This is a genomic window from Bacillus sp. FSL P4-0248 (assembly GCF_038593305.1).
In the GTDB taxonomy this organism is placed as follows: Bacteria; Bacillota; Bacilli; order Bacillales; family Bacillaceae; genus Bacillus; species Bacillus safensis.
On record NZ_CP151983.1, the window covers coordinates 3,062,777 to 3,087,923 of the forward strand.

A 25,147-nucleotide genomic window follows, 5' to 3' on the forward strand; every position below is an offset into this window, starting at 1 on the left:
AGGAGGAAGGCACCTGTTGTCAATATCATATTTGATACGAAACGACAACACTTATTCCTTTTATTCCATAAATTGAGGAATTTGATAGAAAGAGAGGCAGGCTGCTTACAAATGAGCAGCCTGTGAAGAGGTAAATGTTTTTTCTCGCAGCATGTCATGGAGTATATGGATGATACGCTCCTGATCTGCATCTGTCATGCTCGTTCCAGACGGAAGACAAAGCCCCCGCTCAAATAACAGCTCAGATACAGGAGTGCCTTTTTCCGCAGTATAAAAAGGGCAATGACGAAAGAGCGGCTGCTGGTGCAGCGGCTTCCATACACGCCTTGATTCGATTTGTTCTTTTTCTAAAGCACCAATGATATCTGCTGGAGACAATTGTGTGTCACGTTCAATGGTCAAGGCCGTCAGCCAGCGGTTGGATTTCGTTTCTTGATATTCTGGCATCAAATGAAGACCCTCTGATTTTGATAAAGCGTCCTGATAACGCTGGAAAATGCGGCGCTTTTGTTCAACACGCTCGTCCAGCACTTCCATTTGAGCAATCCCGACCCCTGCTAAGAGGTTGCTCATGCGATAGTTGTATCCCATCTCTTGATGCTCATAGTGCATCGCTTGTTCTCTGGCCTGTGAAGCAAGAAAGCGGCATCGTTCAATCGCAGCTTCATCATCACTCACAAGCATTCCGCCCCCTGATGTTGTAATGATTTTATTTCCATTAAAAGAATAGATACCGAACCTGCCCATTGAGCCGCTTTTTCTTCCTTTATAAAGCGCGCCTAACGATTCAGCCGCATCCTCAATGACTGGTACATCATATGCTTCACACAAAGCCATGATCTCGTCCATTTTTGCACTTTGCCCATATAAATGGACAACGATGACCGCGCGAGGTTTTTTACCAAGACGTTTTGATTCAACAAAGGCTTTCTCTAAAGCAAGCGGGCACATATTCCATGTCTCCCTTTCAGAATCAATAAAAACGGGCTCCGCTTGTTCATATAAAATCGGATTTGCCGTTGCAACAAACGTGAGGGTGGAACAAAAGACAATGTCTCCTTTTTGTACACCTATCAGCTTTAAAGCAAGGTGAATCGCTGCTGTTCCTGAGGATAAAGCCGCTCCTGACTTCACTCCTGCATAGTCCGCCACTGCCTGTTCAAATTCATTCACAAGCGGTCCAAGCGGCGCAATCCAGTTGCTCTTGAAGGCTTCCTCTATTTTGAGAGACTCTTTTCCGCTCATATGCGGAGGAGATAAGTAAATTCGCTTCCTTTCTTTCATCACTTCCCACCTTCTCTCCGGTCTTTGATTTCAATTGCAGGAATTCCTACAGCGACCTTATGATCATGTATATCTCTTGTCACTGCCGCTCCAGCGCCAATGACCGTCCAGCTTCCGATCGTTGTACCGGGTGTCACCACGGCACCAGCCCCAATATGGGCACCTTCCCGCACGGAAACACCGCCAGTCAGCACCGCGCCTGGTGACAGGTGCACAAACGATTCGAGTTTGCAGTCATGCTCGACGATAGACCCTGTATTTATAATCGTATGCTCACTGATGGCTGCATCTGCTTGAACCACTGCCCTTGCCATCACGACAGTCCCCCTTCCAATGACAGCTGACGGACTCATCACCGCCTCTGGGTGAATGAGTGTGGCAAATGCTGTATTTTCAAATGAGAGGCGTTCCTTGATGAGCTGTCTGATCTCATTTTGTCCGATCGCAATCAGCCATTTCATATGAGGCATTGTCTCTCTCAGCTGCTCACTCATGGAGATCGGTCCATACAAAATCCCGCTTTGAGTGACCGCCTCTTCAAATTGATCATCTAACACCGCACATAATGAGTAATCGGCATGTGCAAAAATGAGATCTTGGATGACTTTGCTATGTCCTCCGGCCCCAATTAAACCAATGGTTTTCTTCTTATATATCGGTTCCTTTGAATTTTTCAGCTGTGGCATGATCCGGCTGCTGCACCCCCTCTGTTTTCATGACCTTCAGCAAGGTCATCCATAAAATTTTCATATCGAGCCAAAACGATTGATGCTCGACATACCAAAGATCATAGGTGAATTTCTCCTCCCAGGTAAGCTTGTTCCGGCCGTTCACCTGTGCCCATCCTGTTATGCCTGGCTTCACAAGATGACGCCTTGCTTGTTCTTCTGTATACATAGGCAAATACTCCATCAAAAGCGGTCTTGGCCCTACAAGACTAAGCTCTCCTTTGAGTACATTGACAAGCTGCGGCAATTCATCAAGACTAAGCTTTCGAATTAAGGCGCCGGTTTTTGTTAATCGCAGATGATCTGGCAGCAGCACCCCATGTTCATCGCGTTCATCGGTCATCGTCCGAAATTTATATAGCATAAAAGGCCGGCCATACAGACCAGGCCGCTTCTGCCGAAACACCACAGGCGTTCCAATTTTCCATCTAATCAGTCCATAGATGAGAAGAAAAAGAAGACTGCCTGCGATGAGCAGCGTCAATGCCACCGTCACATCTATCATTCTTTTCATCATTGCATCTCCTTTTCATATTAGCGGGAGACCGCATGTTTTACCTTACGCATCAGCTGCATCCGCTCTCGTTTCGTTCCTGCAAACAGATACAAGTAGCCCATATAGAGAATGAAACAAAGCCCGCCAATACAAAACAGCTCCCACCATGAAGTCACGTTATATACCGCCTGAATCCCCGCACAGATGCCCCAAATAAATAGCCCTCCAGCAAGTGGAACCAGTGTATGCTTGTAAAAGATAGTGCGTTTCTGATTCGTGATCCTGGCTGTATAAAATGGCAGAAACACAATATTTTTAATCAATAAAACCATTGCCCCCGCTGATGCAATGCCATATAAACCAAGCTGCAGCATATGAGTCAATCCATAGGCAAAAAGCACATTAGAGACACCTAATATAAGGGTGACAACCGCAGGAATTTTCAATCGATTAAACACAGTCGGCACATATGTGAGCGGTAAAAACATCAAGGTCAAACATAAATAAGCCGCATGAATCATAAGAAGCCATTTCAGCTCTTCAAAGTCAGGCCCAAGCCATAAAAGCATGAGCGGACCAGCGAGACCTCCTAGAAGTGCGGCTGGGAACGCAACAAATAAGCCGCTCCACTTAATGGCGTTTGCAGCATATTGAATGAGTCCCTCTTTGTCCTGATTCGAATAAAATTTCGTGATCGTTGGTGCAAACACAACGGCCAGTGTCCCTGCCAGTGTGCGTAATAATAATGGGAACTGTAAAATTGCCGCATACTGGCCCGTCGCTTCCGCTCCAATGAGCAAGTTGGTCATCAATAAATCAATTTGTAAAAACAACAATATCCCCATTTGCTCAAATGAATGCCAGACCCCTGATCGAACAAGAGTGAGACTAGACGATAATGAGACGTGCCGCCACTTGAACGAAAACCAAGGGATGAGTTTCTTAAAATAATAGATACCGATTCCCATAGCCGCTAAGCTTCCAATAACGGCCGCAAGCGGGATATGCCAAATGGCTGGTGTCGTCCATGTAAACAGGATGACAATCATCAGCGCCCTCAAAAACATTTGAATCGCCTGTCCAACACTTGATACATAGAGCTTATTTGCATAAAACGGTGCAGCCCCAATGCCAGACATGACGAAATTGAGCATAAATAAAAGACCCCCTAAAATAAAGGCGGTCTGTGTGTCTTTCGCGAGATGAACAGGCACATGAAGCCACTCAACCAGCTGTTGAGACATGAAAAGACAAAGCAAAAAGAGACTGATCGATAGTAAAAACGAACTGACGAAATAGGAAGCGAGATAGCGCTGCGCCTTCTCCATCTCTCCTTTATGAGCCGCCACAGAAAAAAATCGCACAACAACGGCACTTAACGAAGCCGTAATGACCGATAAATAGTTGATCATATTTTGCGTCAGATGGATTAAGCCGAATGCTTCCACCCCAAGCGTATGAACAATATAAGGTGTTAAACAAACAGACATGAGCATCATTAGAACAAACGTAATTAAGTTCGCACTGGCATTGTAAAGAAACGCCCGATTCATTGTGCTTTCACGCAGCGTTTAAGAGCCCTCATCCAGCTTCCTCTCCCTTTTGACCGCTTGTTTTCATCAGCTGATGAACGGCCTCTTTCACAGCTACCTCATTTGGTTCTTTTAAAAGGGTCATAAACGGAAGGTGAGCCACCCACTCAAATCCCTCCATCACCTTATGATCAAACGATCTAAGGACAACACACGGTGTATGAGTGATCGCACAAAAGATCATGCCATGCAGACGATCTGTCACGACGACCTGCGCTTGTTTTAACTCCGTCCACAAAGACGTTAACTCCTCCAAGCGAGTCGTTCGATCGACTCGTCTGCCAATTGTCGTTGTGATCAAACCGACTTGATCATATGTCTCTTGGATATGCTGCTGCAGCTGCTGGCGCTCCTTCTTTGTGAGATACGCTTCTTGATCCTCACGCAGACAAAGCAGAACCCCTTCACGTGTTTCATCCTTTGATGATTCGTCTAATGACAGCACCATATCAGGCTGTTTCCACACATCTTGATCAGGAAAATGAAGCTTCATCCATTCATAGGTTGTTTGATCTCTTGCCATGAGAAGCATTCTTGGATGCTGACTATACGTGTGAATGGCGCGGCGCTCCTCTCGTTTCCCTCTCTTTGTTTCTGTAAAATGTACAGTAGCAGGCAGCTGGATCATGGGATAGGACTTGAAGGTCTTGATGATAAATTGTCTCGTCCATTCTTCGTACCGGTATAAATCCCCCATATTGCCCCCGCCGATCATACAGACGATGTCTTCTGGATGCCGGCTGCGCTTTAGCGGACGGGCAAGGCGATAGATATCCTTCATGTCCACTTCTATGATGTCATAGGCTGGAAAGTGTTTCTTTAAAAAACAATAACTCGCATAGGCAATCGCATGATCCCCTAAATTATCATGGCCCGGCAGCAGCGTGAGAATGATTTTCTTCTGATGACTCAGCTCTGGCAGCCTTTGGCGGCTCAGTCTATACTCAAGCGGATATTTGACCTTTAAAAGCAGCCACTCTGCGGTTTTTGCCTTCAATTGCTGCACTGTCAATCCCATCACCCCTATTTCCTTGTCTGATATTCGATCCATTTTTGATAGCTAGAAGCCGCGGCAGAAAGCGGATAAACCAATCGGCACTTAGCAAGAAATAAAATCATTCGCTTTCGAACCGTGAGCTTCGATAGTTCCACCTGTTTGACGGCATGCTGAAAAGCATCATGTGTGATCATTTCACGCATGTGATCAAGCTTTTCCTGAATAGAGAGATCATTTTGGCTCTTCCATTCGTTGAGCATACAATGAAGCGTATGATTGACGATAAAAAAGTCTAATGCTTTCTCATACAGAGAGATGTCATCATGCTCTTTTAAAAAAGAGCGCTGTGCATGATAAAAGCTCAGTCCATGATGAAAATACTGCTTCTGATATCGCTGCACAATAGATGACAGATGAACCCTGTAATAATAAAGAGGCTCATGAACAAAGGCGATGCTGCGTGATAAAGAAAAACAGCGCAGCGTCACATATTGATCTTCAATGTTCTCAAGTTCACCCCGCAGCGGAAATCGAATGTGGTGTTCCTCCATAAAGGCACGCCGATACAGCTTATTCCATGAGAATCCAGTCAAGTCTCCGTGTAATAACGCTTTGATTAAATCCGTTTTTTCGGCTGAGCGCTTGTCTAACAGCGTCGTTCCTATCGTTCGCTTTGACTGTTCAAATTGAATCCAATACTCGCTCACAATAAGATCTGCCCCGGTCATTTCGGCTTTTTCATACATAGCTTCACAGTAATGAGGAGCGAGAATATCATCTGAATCCACAAAGGCGAGATACGTCCCCTTCGCTTCCTCGATGCCCCGGTTTCTCACAGCGCCTAACCCTTGATTGGGTTGATGGATTACCCGGAAACGCTCATCACGCTCAGCAAATGCTTCAAGCCATTCACCGCTGCGGTCGGTCGATCCATCATTGATAAGAATGACTTCTATATCAGAAAAGCTTTGATCTGCAATTGATTGAAGACATTGCTCCACATATTGACTCGTATTGTAAACTGCGACCAATAGACTGATAGCTGGCATTACAGCATGCCCCACCTTTCTTCAAATCTACTTTGTAAATATCGTTCTATACGGCAAAACCGAAGAATCAAACGGCATCAGCATGATGCTGTACAGAATATAGCAAACAGCAATCCCTACATACATAAACACATTAGACCGCTGATCAAAAATGCGTGTGAAATATGGCAGTAAAATGAGCTGATACAAGCCAAAATAAATATGAAATCTTGCATAAATGACATCCTTCGTTGCAAGGATGCCAAACAAGAAACCAAGCAAACAAAAATTCACAATGTAATCACTCTCAGGCGTCAGCTCACGAAGTCGTTTTCGATAAAAAAAAGCAAGCAGAAGCGGCAAAATCAAGACACCGATTTTTGTCACATTCATTCCATTCGTATTCGTTGTGAGCCATTCCTCGTAATGACCATATGAACTGCCTTGCAGCATCACGACAAACACTGAGACAAAACGGTCATAAAGAGCGGTTAAGCCTAAGAACACCAGGCATAAGACCAGCATCATCCAAGACCAAGCCTTTGTTCTCACAATAAAATACACAGGAATCATGATGAGAGCGGATGAATGAAACAATGAACATACAAGGACGAGCGGAAAATACAATTTCCACTGTCCATTGATCACCAACCGGACGGCATAAAAAAGAATCGCTGCCACCATATACTGACGCATGCCATTAAATGACGCATAATAATGAAAGGTCCCAAGAAAAAGCAGCATACTCAGCTCAAATGGACGGCCATATTGAATAAGCGTCTTGATGATAAAAAAATAAGTAATGGCCCCGACTGAGATATACATGATTTGCGGATCATGAGACAGTTGATTAAGCATCCATAAAATAAACGTAAACCCTGGATCCGTTGCGGCCTTATCCACACCGAATCCAAATATATGCCAAGGCTTTTCGTAATTGATGGAGAACTCATACATCTGGCCATATGTGACAAAATCGGTTCCTACTTTATACCGAATACCAGCTACGATACAAAGAAACAGAAACGGAAAAAACACCAGAAGCTTATTAGGCCGCCATCCGCTTTGAATGGTATCATCACGCCTGCCGTAGAATGCGGCAAAGCTCGACCATAAATAGACCATGATCATGTTCACCAAATAAACCGCCATCTGCTCTTCCTTCCTTACAGTCCGTATAGATTCATCACACGTGTAATATTCTGTTTCACATCAAATCCTCTTTTTTCAAGCTGAGAGGTAATGGTCTCTTGAAGAGGAGGTTCTGCATGATATGCTTCAAGCACCGCCTTCATCCATTCATGCGCGGAATCTCGCAGCGACTTCCTTTTCACAAGCCCGCAGCCTAAATCTACTTCCTCTGTAATATGATCTGAAATCACACAAGGCAGACCAGACGCCTGTGCTTCCACTAATACAAGCGGAAGACCTTCAAACAAGGAAGGCATCACAAATACATCAAATGCTTTCATATACTGTGGAACGTCTGATACGACACCTGTAAAGACAACGTCATCCATCAAGCCTGCCTTCTCCGCATACGATTCGACTACTTGCTTCAGCGGTCCATCCCCTACGAGGACAAGCTGAAATGAAACTCCTTGCTTCTTTAAGGTCTGTGCCAGCTCCATAAAAAAAACATGATTTTTTTGCTCATGGAACCGTCCAATATGACCAATGACCATGTTTTTTTCGCGAAGATGGAGGTGCTTTTTGATCTCCGCCTTTTCTTCTGGATTGGGCTGAAAAAAAAGGGATAAATCAATCCCATTTGGCAGCACCTCAACTTGCCCGTTCTGCATTTTTTTCTGTCCAAATAAAAAGACACCGGCATCCTCGCCGCATGCAACAAGCTGTGTAGAGAATGTAAAGATCAGCTGGCGAAACCCTTTGAGCATCATATGATCCAGCCAGTTTGGCGACGGCTTCCACGCTGTATTATGTGAATGGCAAATGCGCACCTTCACCCCCGCTAGTTTGGCAGCAAGTGCGGAGAAGCCTGTCTGAAAATCCGTATGTGCATGCACTGCCTGATAGGGCCCTGTTTGCCTAATTGTCTTGGTCAATGTTTTCACAAAAGCAACCGGAGAGGACGCCCCAATACTTGGGACGTAAAAGATGCGTCCCCCAAGCCGGCGAATTTCCTCATCATAATCACAGACGTCCTGCCGGTGGGTAATGAAATCAAATTGAAGGACATTCCTGTCGAGTGCACGATAGATATTCATAATCATCGTTTCAGCTCCGCCGCGGTTCATCCCGCCCACAATATGAAGCACGCGCTTTGGCTCACTCATCCCGAACCGCCCTCCTCTTCAGCATAGACGACGCCAGCTTCCGGCGATGATAAAGCTTCATGATCTTCGGTGACAAGCAGGCACGGACCACCGGCTTTAGAGCAAATAAATAGTCAAGCGGCGACAGCTTTAATAGCCAGCATGCTTTCAAAACGAGCCAGGCATTATCTATCGAATATCGAAACTTCCGCCGCTGAAAAGCCGCATCATCCTCTCTCACCAGATATAATGGCTCTTGTAAATTAAAGCCTTTTCTCCCAGCAGCAAAAAAGCGGATCCAAAGATCGATATCTTCCATCCGCCTTGTTGTTTTCATAGAGCGATATCCATGTAAAGCCTTGTAAGCAGAAGCCCTCATCATAATGGTCCCATGACAAAAAGGAGTCCCTCTTGCCATCACCTTCCGATCGGGCTCTGACACAAGTGCCCGTACACCCTTTGTTCCAGATTCATCAAAAACCGTCATCGCCGTACCGACCACATCATATTCAGGATATGTATCGAGGAAATGAACCTGTTTTTCTAAACGAACAGGCACTGATAGATCGTCGCCATCCTGCCTTGCAATCAACTCTCCCCTCGCTTCAGCCAGGCAGCGATTAAGACTGGCAGCGAGCCTTTGATTTTGTTTATTGCGGATCAGGCGAATTCTTTCAGGATGTCGTTTTGTATAAGACAGCACTTTCTCATAAGTGCCATCTGTTGATGCGTCATCACATATGATGAGCTCCCAGTTTTCATATGTTTGATGAAGAATAGATTCAATGCTTTCTTCTACTGTTTCTTGGCAATTGTAGACGCCCATGATCATAGACACCTTTGGTTTATGCATGCTGTATCACCTTCTCTGCTTGATCCATATAGATTGTATAAATTTCTTCCATTGCCCTGACCGTCTGCTCCTGTGCAAATGCATGAGCCATAGAACGTCCCGCTTTTCCCATGAGGGGCAGCTGATCTTTTTTGTCGTAGAGCTGCTGCAAGTAATCAGCTAAACTATTCACATCTTGCGGTTTAACTAAAAAACCATTGACGCCATGTTTGACAAGCTCACAATGTCCTCTATTCTCCGTTGCAACCACAGGTTTTTCTGCCGACATCGCTTCAAGCAGGTTCATGCCGAGCCCTTCTCTCAAGCTGGTGGAAACACATACATCGCTCATATGCATCCATTCCTCCATTTGTTTGCAAAACCCAGCAAAGTGGACATGATTTTCAAGATGGAGCTGGCGGGTAAGCTTTTCATAGTTCGGCCTCATTGTCCCTTCCCCGGCAAACACAATCTTTATATTTGGTATTTTTCTAGACAGCTGTGCACATGCTTTGATGAGCATCCCTTGATTTTTATTCGTATTTAATTCACCAGCACACAGCACGATAAAATCTTCCGAGGAAAAGCCATAGGCTGCGCGAAGGCGCTGCTTCTCTTTTTCATCGACAGGTGCGAACCGCTTCATATCCACACCCATACCGGGCACATAATAAACAGATGTCCGCTCTTTTGATAGACGATCGGCTCTTTTAAAATCTTCTCCATTAATGGTGATCAGAGCGTCTGTATAGCGGGCTAGAAATCTCTCTATTGGATAATAGAGCAGCCAGTTTTGAAGCGGCGCCCCCTCCCAAAAGTGAAAGCCATGTGCCGTGTAAAGAACCTTCGTTCCTTTTTTGCGCGTACCTTTGGCTGCGAGCCTGCCAATGACACTTCCCATTGGTGTGTGGCAATGGATGAAATCATAGTGCTCTTTCGCTAACAGGTTCTTCAGTTCTACATACGCAAGCCGGTTGCGTACATGAAAAGGAGAGCGCTGAATCGGAATTGAGTGAGCTTGATTCACATAGGGAAGCTTCAGCTGGCCGTTTGCCGCTGTATGCACTTCCCATCCTTGTTCCTGAAACCACCGGAAATACGGAAGATGAAAGGCTTTAAAGTGATAATCAACCGTTGCGCAAAACAAGACTTTTTTCTTCATTGACAAGCGGCTCCTCCTCTCGTTTCATCTGTTCGGACAACATATCATGTGACTCAATGGCAGCAAATAATGCTTGTCTCATTTGCTCTTCGCTCATCATGTCAAATTCATGGATAAAGCGGTTCAGCACATATGGGTCACCATCCAGCGCATGGCCGATATGAATTTTCGGGAAGATTTGCTCCTGTGCTTTTTCATGCTGGTTGAGTAATTCCTCGTACATTTTCTCTCCAGGACGAATGCCTGTGAAAGTGATCGGAATCTGGTCTGTGGTGTAGCCTGAGAGGTGAATGAGGTTTTCTGCGAGGTCCACGATTTTCACTGGCTCCCCCATATCTAAAACAAAAATCTGTCTTCCTTCTGCCAGTGCACCTGCCTGAATCACAAGCCTTGATGCTTCTGGGATGGTCATAAAATATCTTGTCATGGCTGGGTGCGTGACCGTCACCGGCCCGCCTTGCTCGATTTGTTTCTTAAAAATAGGGATGACGCTCCCTCTGCTTCCGAGTACATTTCCAAATCGAACGGCAACAAATTTTGTTTCGCTGCTTGCCCCCATTTGCATGATCAGCATCTCAGCAAACCGCTTTGTGGCTCCCATCACATTGGCAGGGTTGACCGCTTTGTCAGATGAGATGAGGACGAATGTTTCAATGCCGTGCTCGTGTGCGGCTTCTGCGACATTTTTTGTCCCGATAATATTGTTTTTCACAGCTTCTTTCGGACTGATCTCCATGAGCGGGACATGCTTATGTGCCGCAGCATGATAAATCATATCCGGCTGAAATTGACCAACGATTTCACTCATTTTCTGTTTATCTTGAATATCCGCAATTTGTGGATAGAGTCTGATGCTGCCTCCATATAATTCTTTCAGCTCTAGTAAAATAGAATGAATGCTAAATTCTCCATGTCCCACAAGTACAATCGCTTGAGGAGCAAACACACAAATTTGACGGCAGATTTCTGATCCAATTGATCCGCCTGCCCCTGTGACCATGATCGTTTTTCCCTTTAAATGAGCAGATAGACGGCTCGTATCTAATTGAATCGGTTCTCTCCCTAGTAAATCCTCTGGCTGTACATCCCGTAATTGATTCAGCGCATGGGTTCCTTTTAAAATCTGCTCCATTTCCGGCATGATCTGTGTTTTGACTCCGGTCGCGACACATTCCTTATACAGCCCTTTTAAGGTGTGGCTGCTTTTGGACGGAATGGCGATGATGATCTTCTGAATATCCATCATGACGACAGCTGTTTGAATTTGTTCTTTTCCTCCTATGACAGGCAGACCCATAATTTCAAGCCGATGTTTCGTCTTGTCATCATCGATGAAGGCGACTGGCTCAATATGTACATCACTCGATTGCTGAAGCTGACGAACGAGCATGGTCCCCGCTGATCCGGCGCCAATAATTAATGCCCGCTCTTTTTCTGCTTGAAGCCGTTTTGCCCCATCATGAAATAGCCTAGAAGCCATACGAGATGCACCGATGAATAAGATATGAAAAAGCCACACGATGAATAAAAACCGAAATGGCCATGTCTGCACGAAAAGGTACAGCATCGTCATCGAAAATAAAAAAGAACACACAAAGGTCTTCATTAAAGAAAATAACTCTCTTACTCCTGTATAAGCCCATACTTGCTTGTACACATGAAACATGCAGGCAAATATATGGTGCCCAATGAGCAGACTGAGTGAAGAAATGGCGAGCATTTCAAATGTATAAACGGTTAAAGCCGCCTCTTGGACAAATTGAAAACCAAAAAAGACGGCAACTAAGATGAGATATGAATCTAGTGCTACGATGATTGATAATCTTTGGGCGTAAGTCAACGCTCCTCCCCCTTTTTAAAGCATCACTATTCTTACGTAACATGGGCATCAAACCCGTCCTCACATCCCACTACTGATGACGAGCATCTAAGGCACCGGTTATGCCCACAGCAGGATCGAGTGCCTCCATTGTTAAAGATTAGGAGACATCACCTATCAATCTTTTTAATACATATACAGCCTGCCCTTTTTCTCTTTCTTGCCATTTAGCATAGCTCCAAGCAGTTTACTTGTTGTTCCTTCTAATACTTCTTTTGATTTCTTCACAGCAGCAATCTTTGTTTTGCCGCTTAAGACAACGAGAATGCTCCCATCCGTCCGGTTCGCCAAGATCTTTGCATCTGCAACTGGCAGAAGCGGCGTGGAATCAACAATCACCATGTCATATTGCTGTTCAATCTCATAAAAGAGCTGCTTCATCACAGAAGAGGAGAGCAGCTCAGCTGGATTCGGCGGAATGGTTCCACTCGGAAGCAGCTCTAAATGCTCGATCGGTGTCGGTAAAATGGCTTCTTCCAAGCTGCAATTATTTAATAGCACATTCGTCAAACCGGTATGATGACTCAGATCAAAATATTCATGGACGGCCGGCTTTCGCAAATCAGCGTCCATGAGCAGTACCCGCTTGTTCTGCTGTGCAAAAACAGCTGCTAAGTTTGCAGCCGTAAATGATTTCCCTTCCTTCGGTAAGGAGGAGGTCACTAATATCGATTTCAGCCTTGTTTGGATCGATGTGAATTCGATGTTTGTTCGGATCGTACGGAATTGTTCCGCAATGACAGAGTGAGGATTTAATACAGAAATACAGGATAAATCTCTCTTTTCTCTTTTCTTCCTCTTAAAGATCAATGTTCTGTCCTCCCGTTATGACGGACTGCTTGTCTTTTTTGGCCCTCCTGTCTGCCTGCATCTGATAGACACTGCCAAGCGACGGCAATCCGATCTCTTCTCTTATTTGATGTGTTCGTTTTACAGTATCATCGAGTAAATTCATTAAGAAAATGAGTGTCATGCCTCCTAATAAAGAGGCGCCTAGTGCCAGAACGATATGAACGAATTTCCTTGAATTCATCAGAATCGTGTTGGACAGCTTGGCTTCAGACAAAACATTAATGCGATCCATATTCATTGTTTTTTTGATTTCTTCTTGCAGCACCTCTGTTGCGGTATTCGCAATGGCGACTGCCTTCGCGCGATCCTCATCTTGTACAGAAATATTGATGACCTCAGACTCATTTTCTGTACTTGTGGCAATTTTGTGCTTTAGTCCTTCAGCTGATTCTGTGAGATGGAGTGTTTCTTTTACTTTTTCAATGACGATTGGGCTTTTTAATAAAACTTGAAAGGTACGTGTATATTGAAGGTTCATCTGAATATCGTTTAAATCTGCTTGTGCGTCATTGCTGCGTTTATGAACAAGAATTTGAGTGGTTGCCTGATATACAGGAGTCGAGACATAGAACTGATAATAGGCTGAAATGCCCGTTACGATCAGGACAATCAGGATCAGAAGGGCCATTTTCTCTTTAATGACAGAAAACAGCTGCTTAAAACCTATATTCTCATTCATAGATACCTCCCGATTTCATCATAAAAAGGTTATATATGGTTTCTTTTTGTTAATGATTGGATTATAAAAGATAATACCCGCAAAGAAAAATGTCATAATAGGTCTTATAGTTCTTTTTAAAGAACGAAATCGTTCGTTTTCTTTTGTTTACTTCCTGATTCTTACGTTTTTGAATTTTATAAAGAACAATTTATTTCTTATAATGAACGAAAAGGTCGCAGAACTATTCGCCGGGGAGAAGGGAGATCATTGATCGAATGATAGGCAAGGTGATACGCATTTACCGAAAGAGAAAAGGATACTCGATTCAGCAGCTGGCTGAGGATGCTCATGTCTCTAAGTCATATTTGAGCAAAATTGAGCGTGGTGTCCACAGAAATCCATCTGTCCAGTTCTTAAAAAAGGTATCCTCTTCATTAGAGATCGATTTACAAGAGCTGTTTGATGCAGAGACGATGATGTTTCATTACGCTGAGGGTGGTGAACACGAATGGCGGGAGCATATTGTGAGTGCCGTCCAATCAGGCATGCCTAAAGAAGAGCTCTATCAGCTGCTCCAAACGTACCGAAAGGAGCAGGAAGAAAAGTCGTTACATGTCACCCATAGAAAGCTGACCGATTCAAATATCGCAGAGTGGAAGCGTCTAATGAGTGAAGCGAAGGCAATTGGTTTAAGCATTGAGGAAGTAAAAGCTTTCCTCAACAACATGGGAGAACGCCGGGCGTAAGCCTTTCAGGAAGAATGATTGCGGGGAGAGGCGTTTGACGCTTCGATGAAAAAGAGCCTTTGATTCATGAAAGGCTCTTTTTTCTTTTATTCTTCTTTTTTTGTTCGTGCTTTTTTCGTTATATCATTGTTTTTCCAATAGGCCCATAGTGATGTAATTCCCAGAAAAGCCAGCGTGATGAATTGCTGAACGCCTTCTTCATCAATAGGAATTGGGCTTTTTCCCGCAGCGGTTAGCGCACTGTTAACAAGCGCCAGTAAAAGCAGCACAAGCCTTGCAATTGTACCTGCACTAATTTTTTGAACCTCCAACTGTAACCCCTCCCTTTCCTCTTCTTACGGGCGGTATTGCTTGTTCTCTCTCATATGTATGCAGCCGCCGAATGAATAGAAGAACGAATCAAAAAAAGAGACATCATTCCTACATGCGGAATGATGCCTGATTTCATTTGCTATTATTTAGAAAACATCTCTTTTGCTTCATCCAATGCCATTTTATTGCCTAGAGCTGAATAATCGAGCCACGGCTGATCGGCAATCGGATAGACTTGGTTTTTCTTCACTGCTTTTAGACCCTTCCAAATCGGAGTCTTTTCTAATTGCTTGAATGCCTGCTGCGCTTTATCATCACGGTTGACAACGACAAAGATCGCATCAGCATCATAATCAGGAAGAACCTCTTGAGAAATCACTTCAAATGGGCGCTTGCTGTCCAGCTTTTTCACACCATCGACAGGTGTCAAGCCTAAATCCTCGTATAAAATAGGACCCATTGGGCGCTTCATGCTAAATACACGAAGCTCCTTTGCTGTCACACGGATCGCCATGACTTTCCCGTTTCCAATCTTTTTCTTGATGAGCGATTTGACTTCTTTTGCTTCTTGATTGTAATTCTTAATATATTGATCCGCTTCTTTTTCTTTATTGACGTGTTTGGCGATTTTTTTCAAATGATCCCGCCATGTGCCATCATTTAAATTAAACACTTCTGTTTTAGCGATCTTTTTATATTTCGATAAGTCTTGTCCGGCTAATTCTTCATCAACATAAATGACATCTGGTTGTAACGCAAGCAGTGATTCCATATCTGGATCAGCTGCAATGCCGAGCTTCTTCGTCTGACTCAGCTGCTTTTTCGCATGTGGAAGGAAATCTTTTAAGTCTCCTCCTACAACAGAGCCCGCCGGCTTGATACCTAGTGCTAATAAGTCATTTGTTAAATGAATAGACAAGGAAGCAATCTTTGGTGTTCCATTGGTCTTTTCATTTGTTGTATTCTTTGTTTCCTGTTGTCCGCCGCAAGCGGCAAGCAGCAAGAAACAGAGCGTTAATCCAAACACTAGTAATTTTTTCATGATGAGTTCCTCTTTCGTGTTTATTTCGTTTTAGTTAATAAATAAAGAAAATATGGGGCACCGATAAAGGCCACGACCACACCCGCCGGTATCGCATTTGGAGCAAAGATGGAACGTCCGATTGTATCGGCACTGACCAAAATCAACAAGCCAAGCAGCGCACTAACTGGTAAAAAATACTGATGCAATGAACCGACAAGCCGTCTAGCCAAATGCGGGGCGACTAGGCCTATAAAGCCAATACCGCCTGTCATTGAAACACTTGCACTCGCGAGGCCTACCGCTAAGGTCAGCAAAAGGAGACGTTTACGCTGGACACGTACACCTACACTTGAGGCGACAGCATCTCCTAATGTCAATGCATTGAGCGTGTTTGACTGCATCAGCGTAAGCGGCACAAGGCATACAATCCAAGGCAGAAGCGCCAGCACATGAATCCAGTCTCTCCCCCATACATTGCCCACAAGCCATCTTGAAGCAAACGTATATGTATCTTCATCCAGCTTCAATGACAAATATAAGGTGAGTGCACTAAATCCCGCAGCAACCGCAATGCCAACTAAGATCAGCCGGATAGGAACAAGCCCTTCATGCCGGTCATATGCAAGAAGCACGATGACCGCTGCCGCGAGCAGTCCGCCGCCAAACGTAAAGAGCGGAATAAGAAGAGACGGATTGCCTTCAAGTGCGTGAAAATATGTCACAAACACAATTAAGCCAAATGCCGCCCCTGCATTCAGTCCAATTATCCCAGGATCGGCCAGCGGGTTACGGGATAAGCTCTGCAAAATGCCGCCCGCAATGCCAAGACCAATACCAGCTAACATCGTCACCACAATTCGAGGCAGACGATAGTCAAACAGCACCGTTTCACTTTGAAAATCTCCAAAGCCAAATAACGTCTTGACGACCATGACAGGGTTTAGTTTCAGCGTACCGGTATTTAAACTATACAGCACAACAGCCGCACTCAGGCAAAGCAAAACGACTGTCACGACAAGAGCACGCTGTTTCTCTCTCATGACAGGTTCCTCCCTTCTTTTCTGGCAATGTATAAGAAGAAAGGAACACCAACAAGTGCCACCATCACGCCAATGGCAAGCTCTCTTGGCGGATTGACTGTACGGCTGGCAAGGTCTGCAAAGACAAGCAGCATTGCGCCTAATATCGCTGACATTGGAATGACGAAACGATAGTCTACACCAACAAGCTTTCGTGCAATATGCGGGATGACGAGACCGACAAACCCAATCGATCCAACTGCTGATACAGAAACCCCTGCTAATAACACAGCAGCGGCCATTCCTAGTATTCGCACTTGTCGTGTTTTCACCCCTAAATTTGCCGCTGTATCTTCACCGAGCGATAGTAAGGAAAGTGACCGGCCTAATAGCATGGCCCATACGATCACAATCAGAATAACCGGGGTGAGAATCGTCAGCTGCGGCCATTTCACACCAGCTACCCCGCCTGCATACCAAAAAGCCAGATCCTGACTCAGGTCAAAATAAATCGCGATCCCAGAGCTGAGCGCATGAAGCAAAGCAGCTACAACCGCTCCTGCTACAGTGAGGCGCAGCGGTGTCAATACGCCGCCAGCCGCTCCAATCGCAAAGATCAGCAGCGTACTGAGCACAGCACCAATAAAGGAAAAAAACATCAGTGCTGAATAAGGCATTCCTGGGAAAAAAGCAAAACAGAGAGCGACCACAAACATCGCACCGCCATTAATGCCCAAAATCCCCGCATCTGCCAGTGGATTTCTTGTGATGCCCTGCATAAGAGCACCCGCTACGGCAAACGCCGCTCCCACTAGAGCTGCCCCTAAAACACGTGGAAGTCTTAATTCATGGATGATCTGCTGCTCTGTAACATTTGACTGGTAGTCAAATACAGCTGTCCAAACCGTTTGCAGAGACAATGTTTTTGCACCGTATGACACAGCAAAAAACATGGCAGCCGCTAAACCAATGACGGCGAGAAAAAATATCAAAAAGAACAGAATATGTGATGATCGTTTTTGTTGAGGTTTTCGCTTATCCTGCAAAATCGGTGTCATCCTTTTCTTCATTAAAAGTCAGTTTGAAAATGAGAATCATAATCAACAAAATTATAGCCGTCAGCCTCTAAAAAATCAATGTACACCCCTTTTTTTAATTAATGAAGGTATGTGCGGAGCATCGGGATGGGAGATTCTTTTTGCCGCTCAGTACGGCCTATCATTTTTTCTCATAGTTTAATAGGAAAATAGTTGACAGTTCGCATGAACATCCCCTAAAATTACAAAAGTAAGTCAAATGTTATAAAAATATTACAAACAGATGTCAAACTAATAAAGAATGACCCGTCATGAGAGGAGATTTGAAAGTTGTGTCAGTAAAGGGAAAATGGAGTATCGTCCTATTTGCGCTTGCAGTCGTCATTGGAGCAGTTGCTTTCTTTCAAAATCAACAAGCAAGCGGTACAGAGAAGAAAAATGTAAAGCAGGATACGAACTATAAAGACGTAGAAATTGTCACTCTCGTAAATGACGGGAAATTTATGAGATATGCAGTCAACTATCCTCTTTTTCATCAAAAAGAGCTAGATGACAAGATTCAAAGCTATGCCAATTCAGCATTAGAGCATTTCAAAAAAACATTCAGTGAAGCAAAGGATATTGATGAAAATAAACGCTATGAACTGAATATTGATTATGAAATGGTGCATTATGCGAAGCAGTCTGCTGCCATTCGCTTTACGACCTATACGTATACTGGCCAGCAAAGTGGAACCACCAATCATCTCACGATTAACTTTGATTTTCAGAAGAAAACCTTTCTTGACACCAAAGATTTATTTCTGCCTAAAACCAATTATTTAAAGAAATTATCCTATATTACATATACAGAGCTTCGGAAGGACAAAACCTTATCTAAGGATCAGCCTCTCCTTCAGAAAGGAACAGCCCCTGATGCTCAAAACTTCAGTCAATTTGCCTTGAAAGACAAATATGTAGAATTTTATTTCCCTGCATCTCAAGTAGCCGCAGAGGATCTTGGTCCGCAAACACTCGCAATCAAAAAGACATTGCTGAAGGACATATTAAAGCCAAAATATATGGATAAACTCAAAAATAAAAATGAAATGAAAGAACCGAATCCAAAAAGAAAAGCCGTCAAGCTGCCGCAAAAATCAAAGCTTGACCCGAATAAAAAAGCCATCGCACTCACATTTGATGATGGACCGAATCCAGCGACAACCTCAAAAATTTTAGATGCGCTGAAGGCAAATAAAGGACATGCTACCTTTTTCGTATTAGGCAGCAGGGTGCAATATTATCCTGGAATGCTTGCCGATATTTTAAAAGGCGGGAATGAGATCGGAAACCATTCCTACAATCACCCTTTATTAACAAGACTGCCTTTAGAAGAAGCCGTGAAACAAGTGAAGGACACCCAGCAGCTGATTGAGAAAGCAAGCGGATATACACCTACGCACTTTAGACCGCCATATGGCGGTACAAATCAAGATATCAATCATGCAATTGGGATGAAGGTCACTTTGTGGGATGTTGATCCTGAGGATTGGAAAATCCGCAACAGCCAGCAGATCACAAACCGCGTTCTCTCACATGCAGCCGATGGCAGAACAGTGTTAATGCACGATATTTATGAAAGCTCAGCCCAAGCAGCCGTAAAGATCATCCATGAACTCACCAAACAAGGCTACCAGCTCGTCACAGTGAGTGAACTTGAACAATTAAAAAAAGAACGACATGAACAAACCCCTGTAGAGTAAACAGGGGTCTCAAATTGTTGACAAAGGGCTAAAATGATCTTTATTTTAGCCCTTTGTCTTCTTTTCAGCGTGATGGAAAACCTTTGCAGCCCTAGGAAGGACGAGTACCGGAGCGGAGCGAATTGTACATTCGTGAGCACCGGCACACAGGACTGACAAAGAATGCGAGGGTTTGTCCGCGCGCTGAAACCCCCGTAGAGTAAACAGGGGTTTTCTTTTATGACTCCAAAGACTTTTTTTGTTTCAATAATGCTTGAAATGTCTCTTCAAGCTCTTGCGACGGCTCAATACTTAAACGGCTGAGCACTTCAGACAGCTGCATATCAATTAACAGAAGCTCCTCTTCTCTATTTGTCACAGCTGGTTTTTCTTCCTTTTGTTTATAGGCTTCATATGTGCCGTCAAATGCTTCAATACGTTCCTCATGAATATGGAAAATACGAGTGGCAACCTCTTCAATCAGCCTGCGATCGTGGGAAACAAACACAACGGTACCTGGGTAATCCTTCAATAGACCTTCAAGTGCTTCAACTGCCGCCAGATCTAAAAAGTTCGTCGGTTCATCCAGCATGAGAACATTGGCATCACTGACGAGTAAGGACGCAAGCATCGTCTTCACCCGTTCTCCCCCGCTTAATACCTCAACAGGCTTGTGCACATCATCCCCTCTAAATCCTAGTCTCGCCAAAACCGTTCGAACCACTGTCTCATCTTGAACCGCCTCTTTGAGCGCATTTTGTAAAATCGATTCATCTGCCTTCAGTCCTGAAAGATCCTGACGAAAATAGGCTAGCTTGACAGCCTCTGAACGAGTAACTCCGAGGTGTCCATTCACTAACATGCGGAGAAATGTCGTTTTGCCGCTCCCGTTCTTTCCGATAATCGCAACCTTGTCTCCGCCCCTCACTTCCACATTCGCCTGCTTCCAAAGCACTTTATCGCCCGCCTTGCCATCTACATTTTTCACTCGCAAAATGGTACGGCTTGCTACTTCCTTCATCGTATGCTGAGACATTTGAATCGGCTGAATGTCCTTTACCTTCTCCACCTTTTCTAATTTCTCCATCCTTGTTTCAATGGATTTGGCTGTTTTTTGCAGCTTTTTTTGCTTATTTGCATAGTAGGGCTTTGCAATTTTAGGCCCTGAGGATTTCACCTTTTGGGAGGGCTTTGTCGCTTTGTCTGCCTTTTTCTTTTTCTTTTCCAGGGCATGCTCTAACTGTTTTTTCTTTTGTGTATAGGCTTCATACGCTTCCACCTGCTGACGATGTGCCAGCTCTTTTTGCTGTGCAAAATGTGTGTAATTGCCTTTGTAATGATGAAGCTTCCCATGATCCAGCTCCCAAATCTCCGTACATATTGCATCTAAAAAAGCACGATCATGTGAAACAACAATGAGAGCTCCTTGATAATGACGCAGCTTATCTTCCAGCCACTCAATATGCTCCGTATCCAAATGAGTGGTCGGTTCATCTGCTAATAAAAGGGCAGACGGCCGGCTTAATGCTCTTTCAATATAAGTCTGGGTCATTTCACCGCCACTCTGTCTGCCGTCTCCTTGTTTCAATTGAGGAAGCAGCGTACAGACCGCTGTGGCGGCAACCGTGCCGCTGTCTGGTGTTTCCTGCCCCGCCAGCACATGCAATAAAGTCGTTTTTCCGCTGCCATTTGTCCCTACAAGACCAATGCGATCACCTTGATGGATGGCGAGCTCCTCAATATCAAATAACAAGCGATCTTTTCGAAATACCTTTAACTGATTGGCTTTTAATAACATCCAATCCTCTCCTTTCATATTCAGGAGACATGAAAAAGCCTCCCATTCTCAGAATAGGAGGCAAAATGGTGTACAAAAATAAGCGGATTGATCCAGTATGGAGTGCTGTTCCTATTTGAACACACACATCCCGCGTATCAATCACTTCATTTTTTGATTCCCAAGCTGTACCATCCTATTCCGAAGCTAAAAAATGAAAACGCAGCAAACATGGCAAACGGATCGTTTGCTCACTGCCTTCGTTCGTTCATTTTGCTTACAGGTCATAGGATTAGTACTTCATTGCATTGGGTCACCCTTCCGTCGTTTGTTACGTATACGATAAAAGATTGGTTATTTTTTGTCAAGCTGAAATGGCATAAGTGAGTCAATTAACTGGAGTGTAAATGGATGGGACACTTCAAACAGTTCGTCCTTTTTGCATTCTTCCACTAGGCTTCCTTCATGTAAAAATAGGAGGCGGTCACATAGATACACCGCTGCTTCTACATCATGAGTAATGAGAAGCATGGTCATGTCTAACTCTTGTTTTAATGTCTCAAGCAGCTCCAATATTTGTACTTGAACAGAGACATCCAGTGAGCTCAAGACTTCATCTAGTATGAGAATGGCTGGATGCGTCGATATGGCTCGTGCGATGCACACTCGCTGGAGCTGACCGCCGCTTAGCTGATGAGCATATTGATTCAGTACAGACGAGGGCAGCCTGACTTGCTCAAGTAATGACAAAACCTTCTGATCCAGATTCTGATTCTGCTTTAACAAACGCATCGGCTCTGCTATGATCTCTTTCACGGTAAAGGAAGGATGAACAGAAGATAGATAATCTTGAAAGACAACACTCATTTTCCCCCGATTCACCCTCCGCCATTTGTCAGCTGTCATACCATCAATCTGTACCTCTCCTCCATCTATTTTTTCTAAACCGAGCAGGATACGTGCCAATGTACTTTTGCCACTGCCGCTCTCACCGACTAATCCGGCACATTGTCCTTTTTCGATTTGAAACGAAACATTTGATATGCGGTCTTTTGATTTCCTTTGATTTGAAAAAAGACCTTTCTTCTCACCGTGTTTGACTAGATCGATAGCTGTGATCAACATGGAAACGCCTCCACTCTCTTCTGCTGCCGCAGTGCTTCAGTAGGGGCAGATAATCGAAGCCTCGTCTCAAGTAAATGCTTTGTTTGGGGATGCTCGGGTGATGTGAACACTTCCTTGGCTGACCCATGCTCAAGCATTACTCCTTGGTGCATAACCATCAATTCATCAGCGATTTCCAGAACGATGCCTAGATCATGCGTTATGACGATTAAGGTAACACCCGTTTCTTCCTTTAAACTGTGTAATTGTCTGATGACTTCACGCCGATTAAAGGCATCAAGTGATGCAGTTGGCTCGTCTGCAATGATCACATCTGGAGAAAGCATCATCGTGATGCCAATCATCACACGCTGAAGCATTCCTCCAGACAGTTCATACGGATATTTTTTCATCAAATCATATGGATTTTTTAAATGGACACGTGTAAGCCCAGCCATAGCATGTGCTTTCCCTTCTTTCCCTCGTAAGCCCAAATGCTGCTGAAATGTTTCCACCATTTGATGACCAATCGTTTCGATAGGGTTGAATGCATTCATGACATCCTGTGAGATGAAACCTATTCGTTTCCCCCGCCATTGATGCGCTTCTTGATTTGTTAATGTTTTGCCGTCAAAAATGATCGTTCCTTCCACTTCTAGCGAAGGAGCGACAAGATCAATTAACGCTTTGGCGACAGTTGATTTTCCACTGCCACTTTCCCCAATGATGGCTAAACAGCGTTGTTGATGTAAAGAAAATGTGATATTCGTCACTATATTCTTTTGCTGCTGTGGATCATGTACGGACAGATTTTTTACGGCGATTAAAGGCAAATGGCCTCACCCCTTTCTTTCTGGTATGATGCATGGCAGGATTCGCGGCATGCTGAAGGCTGTCTCCTAAAAAGCTCAACGCCATGACCACAAACAAGATGGCAAGTCCAGGCGCAAGCATATGAGCTGGATGTGTCACCATGACATTCTTCGCCTCGTTGAGCATCATGCCCCATTCTGGTGTAGGTGCACTCACACCTAATCCAAGAAAAGACAGTGCTGATATATTTAAGATCACCCAGCCCGCATCAAGTGTCGCAAAAACAGCCATTTCTCCTGAGATGCGAGGAAATAGATGTCTCCTCAATATGTAAAGGGGTTTGCCGCCTGTCACCTTTGCAAATTGAACAGAAGGTTCATTCGCATATTGAAGGACAGACGACCGAATCATTCTTGTATACCAGGCCCATTTCGCTAGGACATTGGCCAAAATAATATTGAATAGTCCAGGTCCGAGTATTCCCACAACCGCAAGAATCATCACCTCTGCTGGAAAGGACAGCATGACATCACACAGCCTCATCAAAACCCCATCCACCTTTCCTCGAAAGAAGCCTGCCATGAGTCCAAGTGCGCTGCCAATGAGCATCGTGATACACATCGTCAGCATAGCAGCAAGCATTGTTGTCCGAATGCCATATAAAAGCCGCGATAATACACATCTCCCCAGATGATCCGTTCCGAGTGGGTAAGTAAGACTGATACCGGCATATTTTTGAAGAATGTTCGTATTTGTTGGGTCATGTGGTGCTAACATTGGAGCAAACAGTCCAGCTAATGCGACAAGCGCTAACAGCCAGATTGAAAGAATCGCCATACGGTCTTTTCTTAATTGATGCCACCCTATCATTGTTGTCATACCTCCTTTCGCAATTGCGGATTCATGGTCATTTGCATCATATCAGCGATGAGATTGCACATAACAAACAGGAACCCCATCACAAACAAATAGGCTTGAATAATAGGGAAGTCAGCATGGAAAATAGCCGTTACACACAACCGGCCAACCCCTGGCCAAGCAAAAAGGTTCTCAATAATGACGGTTCCCGCAATGAGCTTTGGAATAGACATGCCAAGTGCTGTTACCGCTAATTGCAGGGCATGCCTCATGACTTTCAGTTGAACGGTTCGTTCCTTTAAACCACGTGCTCTTGCATAAAAAACAAAGGGCTCGTGCTGAAATTTTAGAATTTGATTACGTATGAGTCTCACATAGGTCGATAAGTAGCCTAATGATAATGTGACAGCTGGAAGAAGAATCGATTTGAACCCTTCCATTCCACTCGTATTAACCCAATTGAATTTGACAGAAAAAAGCCAAATCAACAAAATTCCCAGCCAAAAACTAGGCATTGAAGCGGCGATAAACACAAAGGCTCTCAATAAACGGTCCACCCAAGTGTGAGCAGCATATGCACAGATCCCCCCGAACAATAAACTGAGCACTATGATAAAAAAGAGCGCTGCTCCTGCAAGCTGCAATGTCGCAGGCAGCGCCTCCATGATAAGATCAAAAACGGGCTCCTGCGTGACATAGCTCCTGCCAAAATCACCTGTTAATCCATTTTTAAGCCATGTCGCATATCGGATGAAAAATGGCTGGTCTAAGCCTAACTCCTGCCGCATCGATTCAATCATTTCTTCTGTTGGAGTGACTTGATTCACCCGCAAAGCGACCTCTGCTGGATCACTTGCCCGCATCGTCAGCAGTACAAAAGCAAAGAAGGTGATGAAGATCATAAGCGGGAAAAGCATCATTATTCGTTTTAAGAGATAGCGAGTCATGT

24 protein-coding genes are annotated in these 25,147 nt (G+C 44.3%); 2 read left to right on the top strand and 22 right to left on the bottom strand.

Annotated features, from left to right (window positions below):
* Window positions 1-105: 105 nt before the first annotated feature.
* The 13 genes from NST65_RS15865 to NST65_RS15925 all read right to left on the bottom strand — a co-directional run bounded on the left by NST65_RS15865 (window position 106) and on the right by NST65_RS15925 (window position 13,805).
* Entirely contained in the window at window positions 106-1,284 is a 1,179-nt protein-coding gene (locus NST65_RS15865; RefSeq protein ID WP_111926762.1) for an aminotransferase class I/II-fold pyridoxal phosphate-dependent enzyme, read from the bottom strand.
* On the bottom strand, window positions 1,284-1,970 hold the full coding sequence (locus tag NST65_RS15870) for an acetyltransferase (RefSeq protein WP_046313145.1): 687 nt from the start codon (window positions 1,968-1,970) through the stop codon (window positions 1,284-1,286). The genes NST65_RS15865 and NST65_RS15870 overlap by 1 nt, the downstream gene beginning before the upstream one ends.
* The gene (locus NST65_RS15875; protein ID WP_080943491.1) at window positions 1,933-2,526 is read right to left on the bottom strand and encodes a sugar transferase; all 594 of its coding nucleotides are present in this window, start codon (window positions 2,524-2,526) and stop codon (window positions 1,933-1,935) included. The genes NST65_RS15870 and NST65_RS15875 overlap by 38 nt, the downstream gene beginning before the upstream one ends.
* A 20-nt stretch (window positions 2,527-2,546) precedes the next feature.
* Window positions 2,547-4,061: an MATE family efflux transporter gene (locus tag NST65_RS15880; protein WP_061110103.1), complete on the bottom strand. Its 1,515-nt coding sequence runs from the start codon at window positions 4,059-4,061 to the stop codon at window positions 2,547-2,549.
* Window positions 4,062-4,089: 28 nt separating this feature from the next.
* Entirely contained in the window at window positions 4,090-5,112 is a 1,023-nt protein-coding gene (locus tag NST65_RS15885; RefSeq protein WP_258521764.1) for a polysaccharide pyruvyl transferase family protein, read from the bottom strand.
* A gap of 11 nt (window positions 5,113-5,123) precedes the next feature.
* Complete coding sequence (locus tag NST65_RS15890; RefSeq protein ID WP_034280986.1) at window positions 5,124-6,146, bottom strand: glycosyltransferase; 1,023 nt, start codon at window positions 6,144-6,146, stop codon at window positions 5,124-5,126.
* 27 nt (window positions 6,147-6,173) lie between these two features.
* Window positions 6,174-7,277, bottom strand: a complete 1,104-nt coding sequence (locus tag NST65_RS15895; protein WP_034280988.1) for an EpsG family protein — start codon at window positions 7,275-7,277, stop codon at window positions 6,174-6,176.
* A gap of 14 nt (window positions 7,278-7,291) precedes the next feature.
* Window positions 7,292-8,422 (bottom strand): glycosyltransferase family 1 protein, encoded by a 1,131-nt coding sequence (locus NST65_RS15900; RefSeq protein WP_041115625.1) that lies wholly within the window; start codon window positions 8,420-8,422, stop codon window positions 7,292-7,294.
* A complete protein-coding gene (locus tag NST65_RS15905; RefSeq protein WP_111926766.1) occupies window positions 8,415-9,254 on the bottom strand; it encodes a glycosyltransferase in 840 nt (279 codons plus the stop codon). The genes NST65_RS15900 and NST65_RS15905 overlap by 8 nt, the downstream gene beginning before the upstream one ends.
* On the bottom strand, window positions 9,247-10,395 hold the full coding sequence (locus NST65_RS15910; RefSeq protein WP_111926768.1) for a glycosyltransferase family 4 protein: 1,149 nt from the start codon (window positions 10,393-10,395) through the stop codon (window positions 9,247-9,249). Before NST65_RS15910 ends, NST65_RS15905 begins: the two co-directional genes overlap by 8 nt.
* Window positions 10,361-12,235 (bottom strand): nucleoside-diphosphate sugar epimerase/dehydratase, encoded by a 1,875-nt coding sequence (locus NST65_RS15915; protein ID WP_061110108.1) that lies wholly within the window; start codon window positions 12,233-12,235, stop codon window positions 10,361-10,363. Before NST65_RS15915 ends, NST65_RS15910 begins: the two co-directional genes overlap by 35 nt.
* Window positions 12,236-12,400: 165 nt before the next feature.
* The gene (locus NST65_RS15920) at window positions 12,401-13,084 is read right to left on the bottom strand and encodes a CpsD/CapB family tyrosine-protein kinase (RefSeq protein ID WP_024423527.1); all 684 of its coding nucleotides are present in this window, start codon (window positions 13,082-13,084) and stop codon (window positions 12,401-12,403) included.
* Window positions 13,074-13,805 (bottom strand): Wzz/FepE/Etk N-terminal domain-containing protein, encoded by a 732-nt coding sequence (locus tag NST65_RS15925; RefSeq protein WP_024423528.1) that lies wholly within the window; start codon window positions 13,803-13,805, stop codon window positions 13,074-13,076. Before NST65_RS15925 ends, NST65_RS15920 begins: the two co-directional genes overlap by 11 nt.
* Before the next feature lie 257 nt (window positions 13,806-14,062).
* Here NST65_RS15925 and NST65_RS15930 point away from each other — a divergent pair, with 257 nt between their 5' ends.
* Window positions 14,063-14,533 (top strand): helix-turn-helix domain-containing protein, encoded by a 471-nt coding sequence (locus NST65_RS15930; RefSeq protein ID WP_024426096.1) that lies wholly within the window; start codon window positions 14,063-14,065, stop codon window positions 14,531-14,533.
* Window positions 14,534-14,619: 86 nt separating this feature from the next.
* Here NST65_RS15930 and NST65_RS15935 read toward each other — a convergent pair whose 3' ends face one another.
* From NST65_RS15935 to NST65_RS15950, 4 genes are all read right to left on the bottom strand, one after another.
* Window positions 14,620-14,844, bottom strand: a complete 225-nt coding sequence (locus NST65_RS15935; RefSeq protein WP_024423530.1) for a phage holin — start codon at window positions 14,842-14,844, stop codon at window positions 14,620-14,622.
* A gap of 143 nt (window positions 14,845-14,987) precedes the next feature.
* Window positions 14,988-15,887, bottom strand: a complete 900-nt coding sequence (locus tag NST65_RS15940; RefSeq protein ID WP_080701164.1) for an iron-hydroxamate ABC transporter substrate-binding protein — start codon at window positions 15,885-15,887, stop codon at window positions 14,988-14,990.
* A gap of 20 nt (window positions 15,888-15,907) precedes the next feature.
* Window positions 15,908-16,909: an iron ABC transporter permease gene (locus NST65_RS15945; protein ID WP_061110110.1), complete on the bottom strand. Its 1,002-nt coding sequence runs from the start codon at window positions 16,907-16,909 to the stop codon at window positions 15,908-15,910.
* Entirely contained in the window at window positions 16,906-17,934 is a 1,029-nt protein-coding gene (locus NST65_RS15950; RefSeq protein ID WP_181566858.1) for an iron ABC transporter permease, read from the bottom strand. Before NST65_RS15950 ends, NST65_RS15945 begins: the two co-directional genes overlap by 4 nt.
* A 323-nt stretch (window positions 17,935-18,257) precedes the next feature.
* Here NST65_RS15950 and NST65_RS15955 point away from each other — a divergent pair, with 323 nt between their 5' ends.
* Complete coding sequence (locus tag NST65_RS15955) at window positions 18,258-19,667, top strand: polysaccharide deacetylase family protein (protein WP_070326043.1); 1,410 nt, start codon at window positions 18,258-18,260, stop codon at window positions 19,665-19,667.
* Between the two features lie 217 nt (window positions 19,668-19,884).
* Here NST65_RS15955 and abc-f read toward each other — a convergent pair whose 3' ends face one another.
* The 5 genes from abc-f to opp1B all read right to left on the bottom strand — a co-directional run bounded on the left by abc-f (window position 19,885) and on the right by opp1B (window position 25,145).
* Window positions 19,885-21,444, bottom strand: a complete 1,560-nt coding sequence (gene abc-f, locus NST65_RS15960; RefSeq protein ID WP_181566859.1) for an ABC-F type ribosomal protection protein — start codon at window positions 21,442-21,444, stop codon at window positions 19,885-19,887.
* Between the two features lie 333 nt (window positions 21,445-21,777).
* Window positions 21,778-22,548 (bottom strand): dipeptide/oligopeptide/nickel ABC transporter ATP-binding protein, encoded by a 771-nt coding sequence (locus tag NST65_RS15965; RefSeq protein ID WP_041115617.1) that lies wholly within the window; start codon window positions 22,546-22,548, stop codon window positions 21,778-21,780.
* Window positions 22,542-23,360: an ABC transporter ATP-binding protein gene (locus tag NST65_RS15970; protein ID WP_111926774.1), complete on the bottom strand. Its 819-nt coding sequence runs from the start codon at window positions 23,358-23,360 to the stop codon at window positions 22,542-22,544. The genes NST65_RS15965 and NST65_RS15970 overlap by 7 nt, the downstream gene beginning before the upstream one ends.
* On the bottom strand, window positions 23,323-24,210 hold the full coding sequence (gene opp1C / locus NST65_RS15975) for a nickel/cobalt ABC transporter permease (protein ID WP_034281011.1): 888 nt from the start codon (window positions 24,208-24,210) through the stop codon (window positions 23,323-23,325). The genes NST65_RS15970 and opp1C overlap by 38 nt, the downstream gene beginning before the upstream one ends.
* A gap of 5 nt (window positions 24,211-24,215) precedes the next feature.
* Entirely contained in the window at window positions 24,216-25,145 is a 930-nt protein-coding gene (gene opp1B / locus NST65_RS15980) for a nickel/cobalt ABC transporter permease (protein ID WP_034281013.1), read from the bottom strand.
* Window positions 25,146-25,147: the final 2 nt, after the last annotated feature.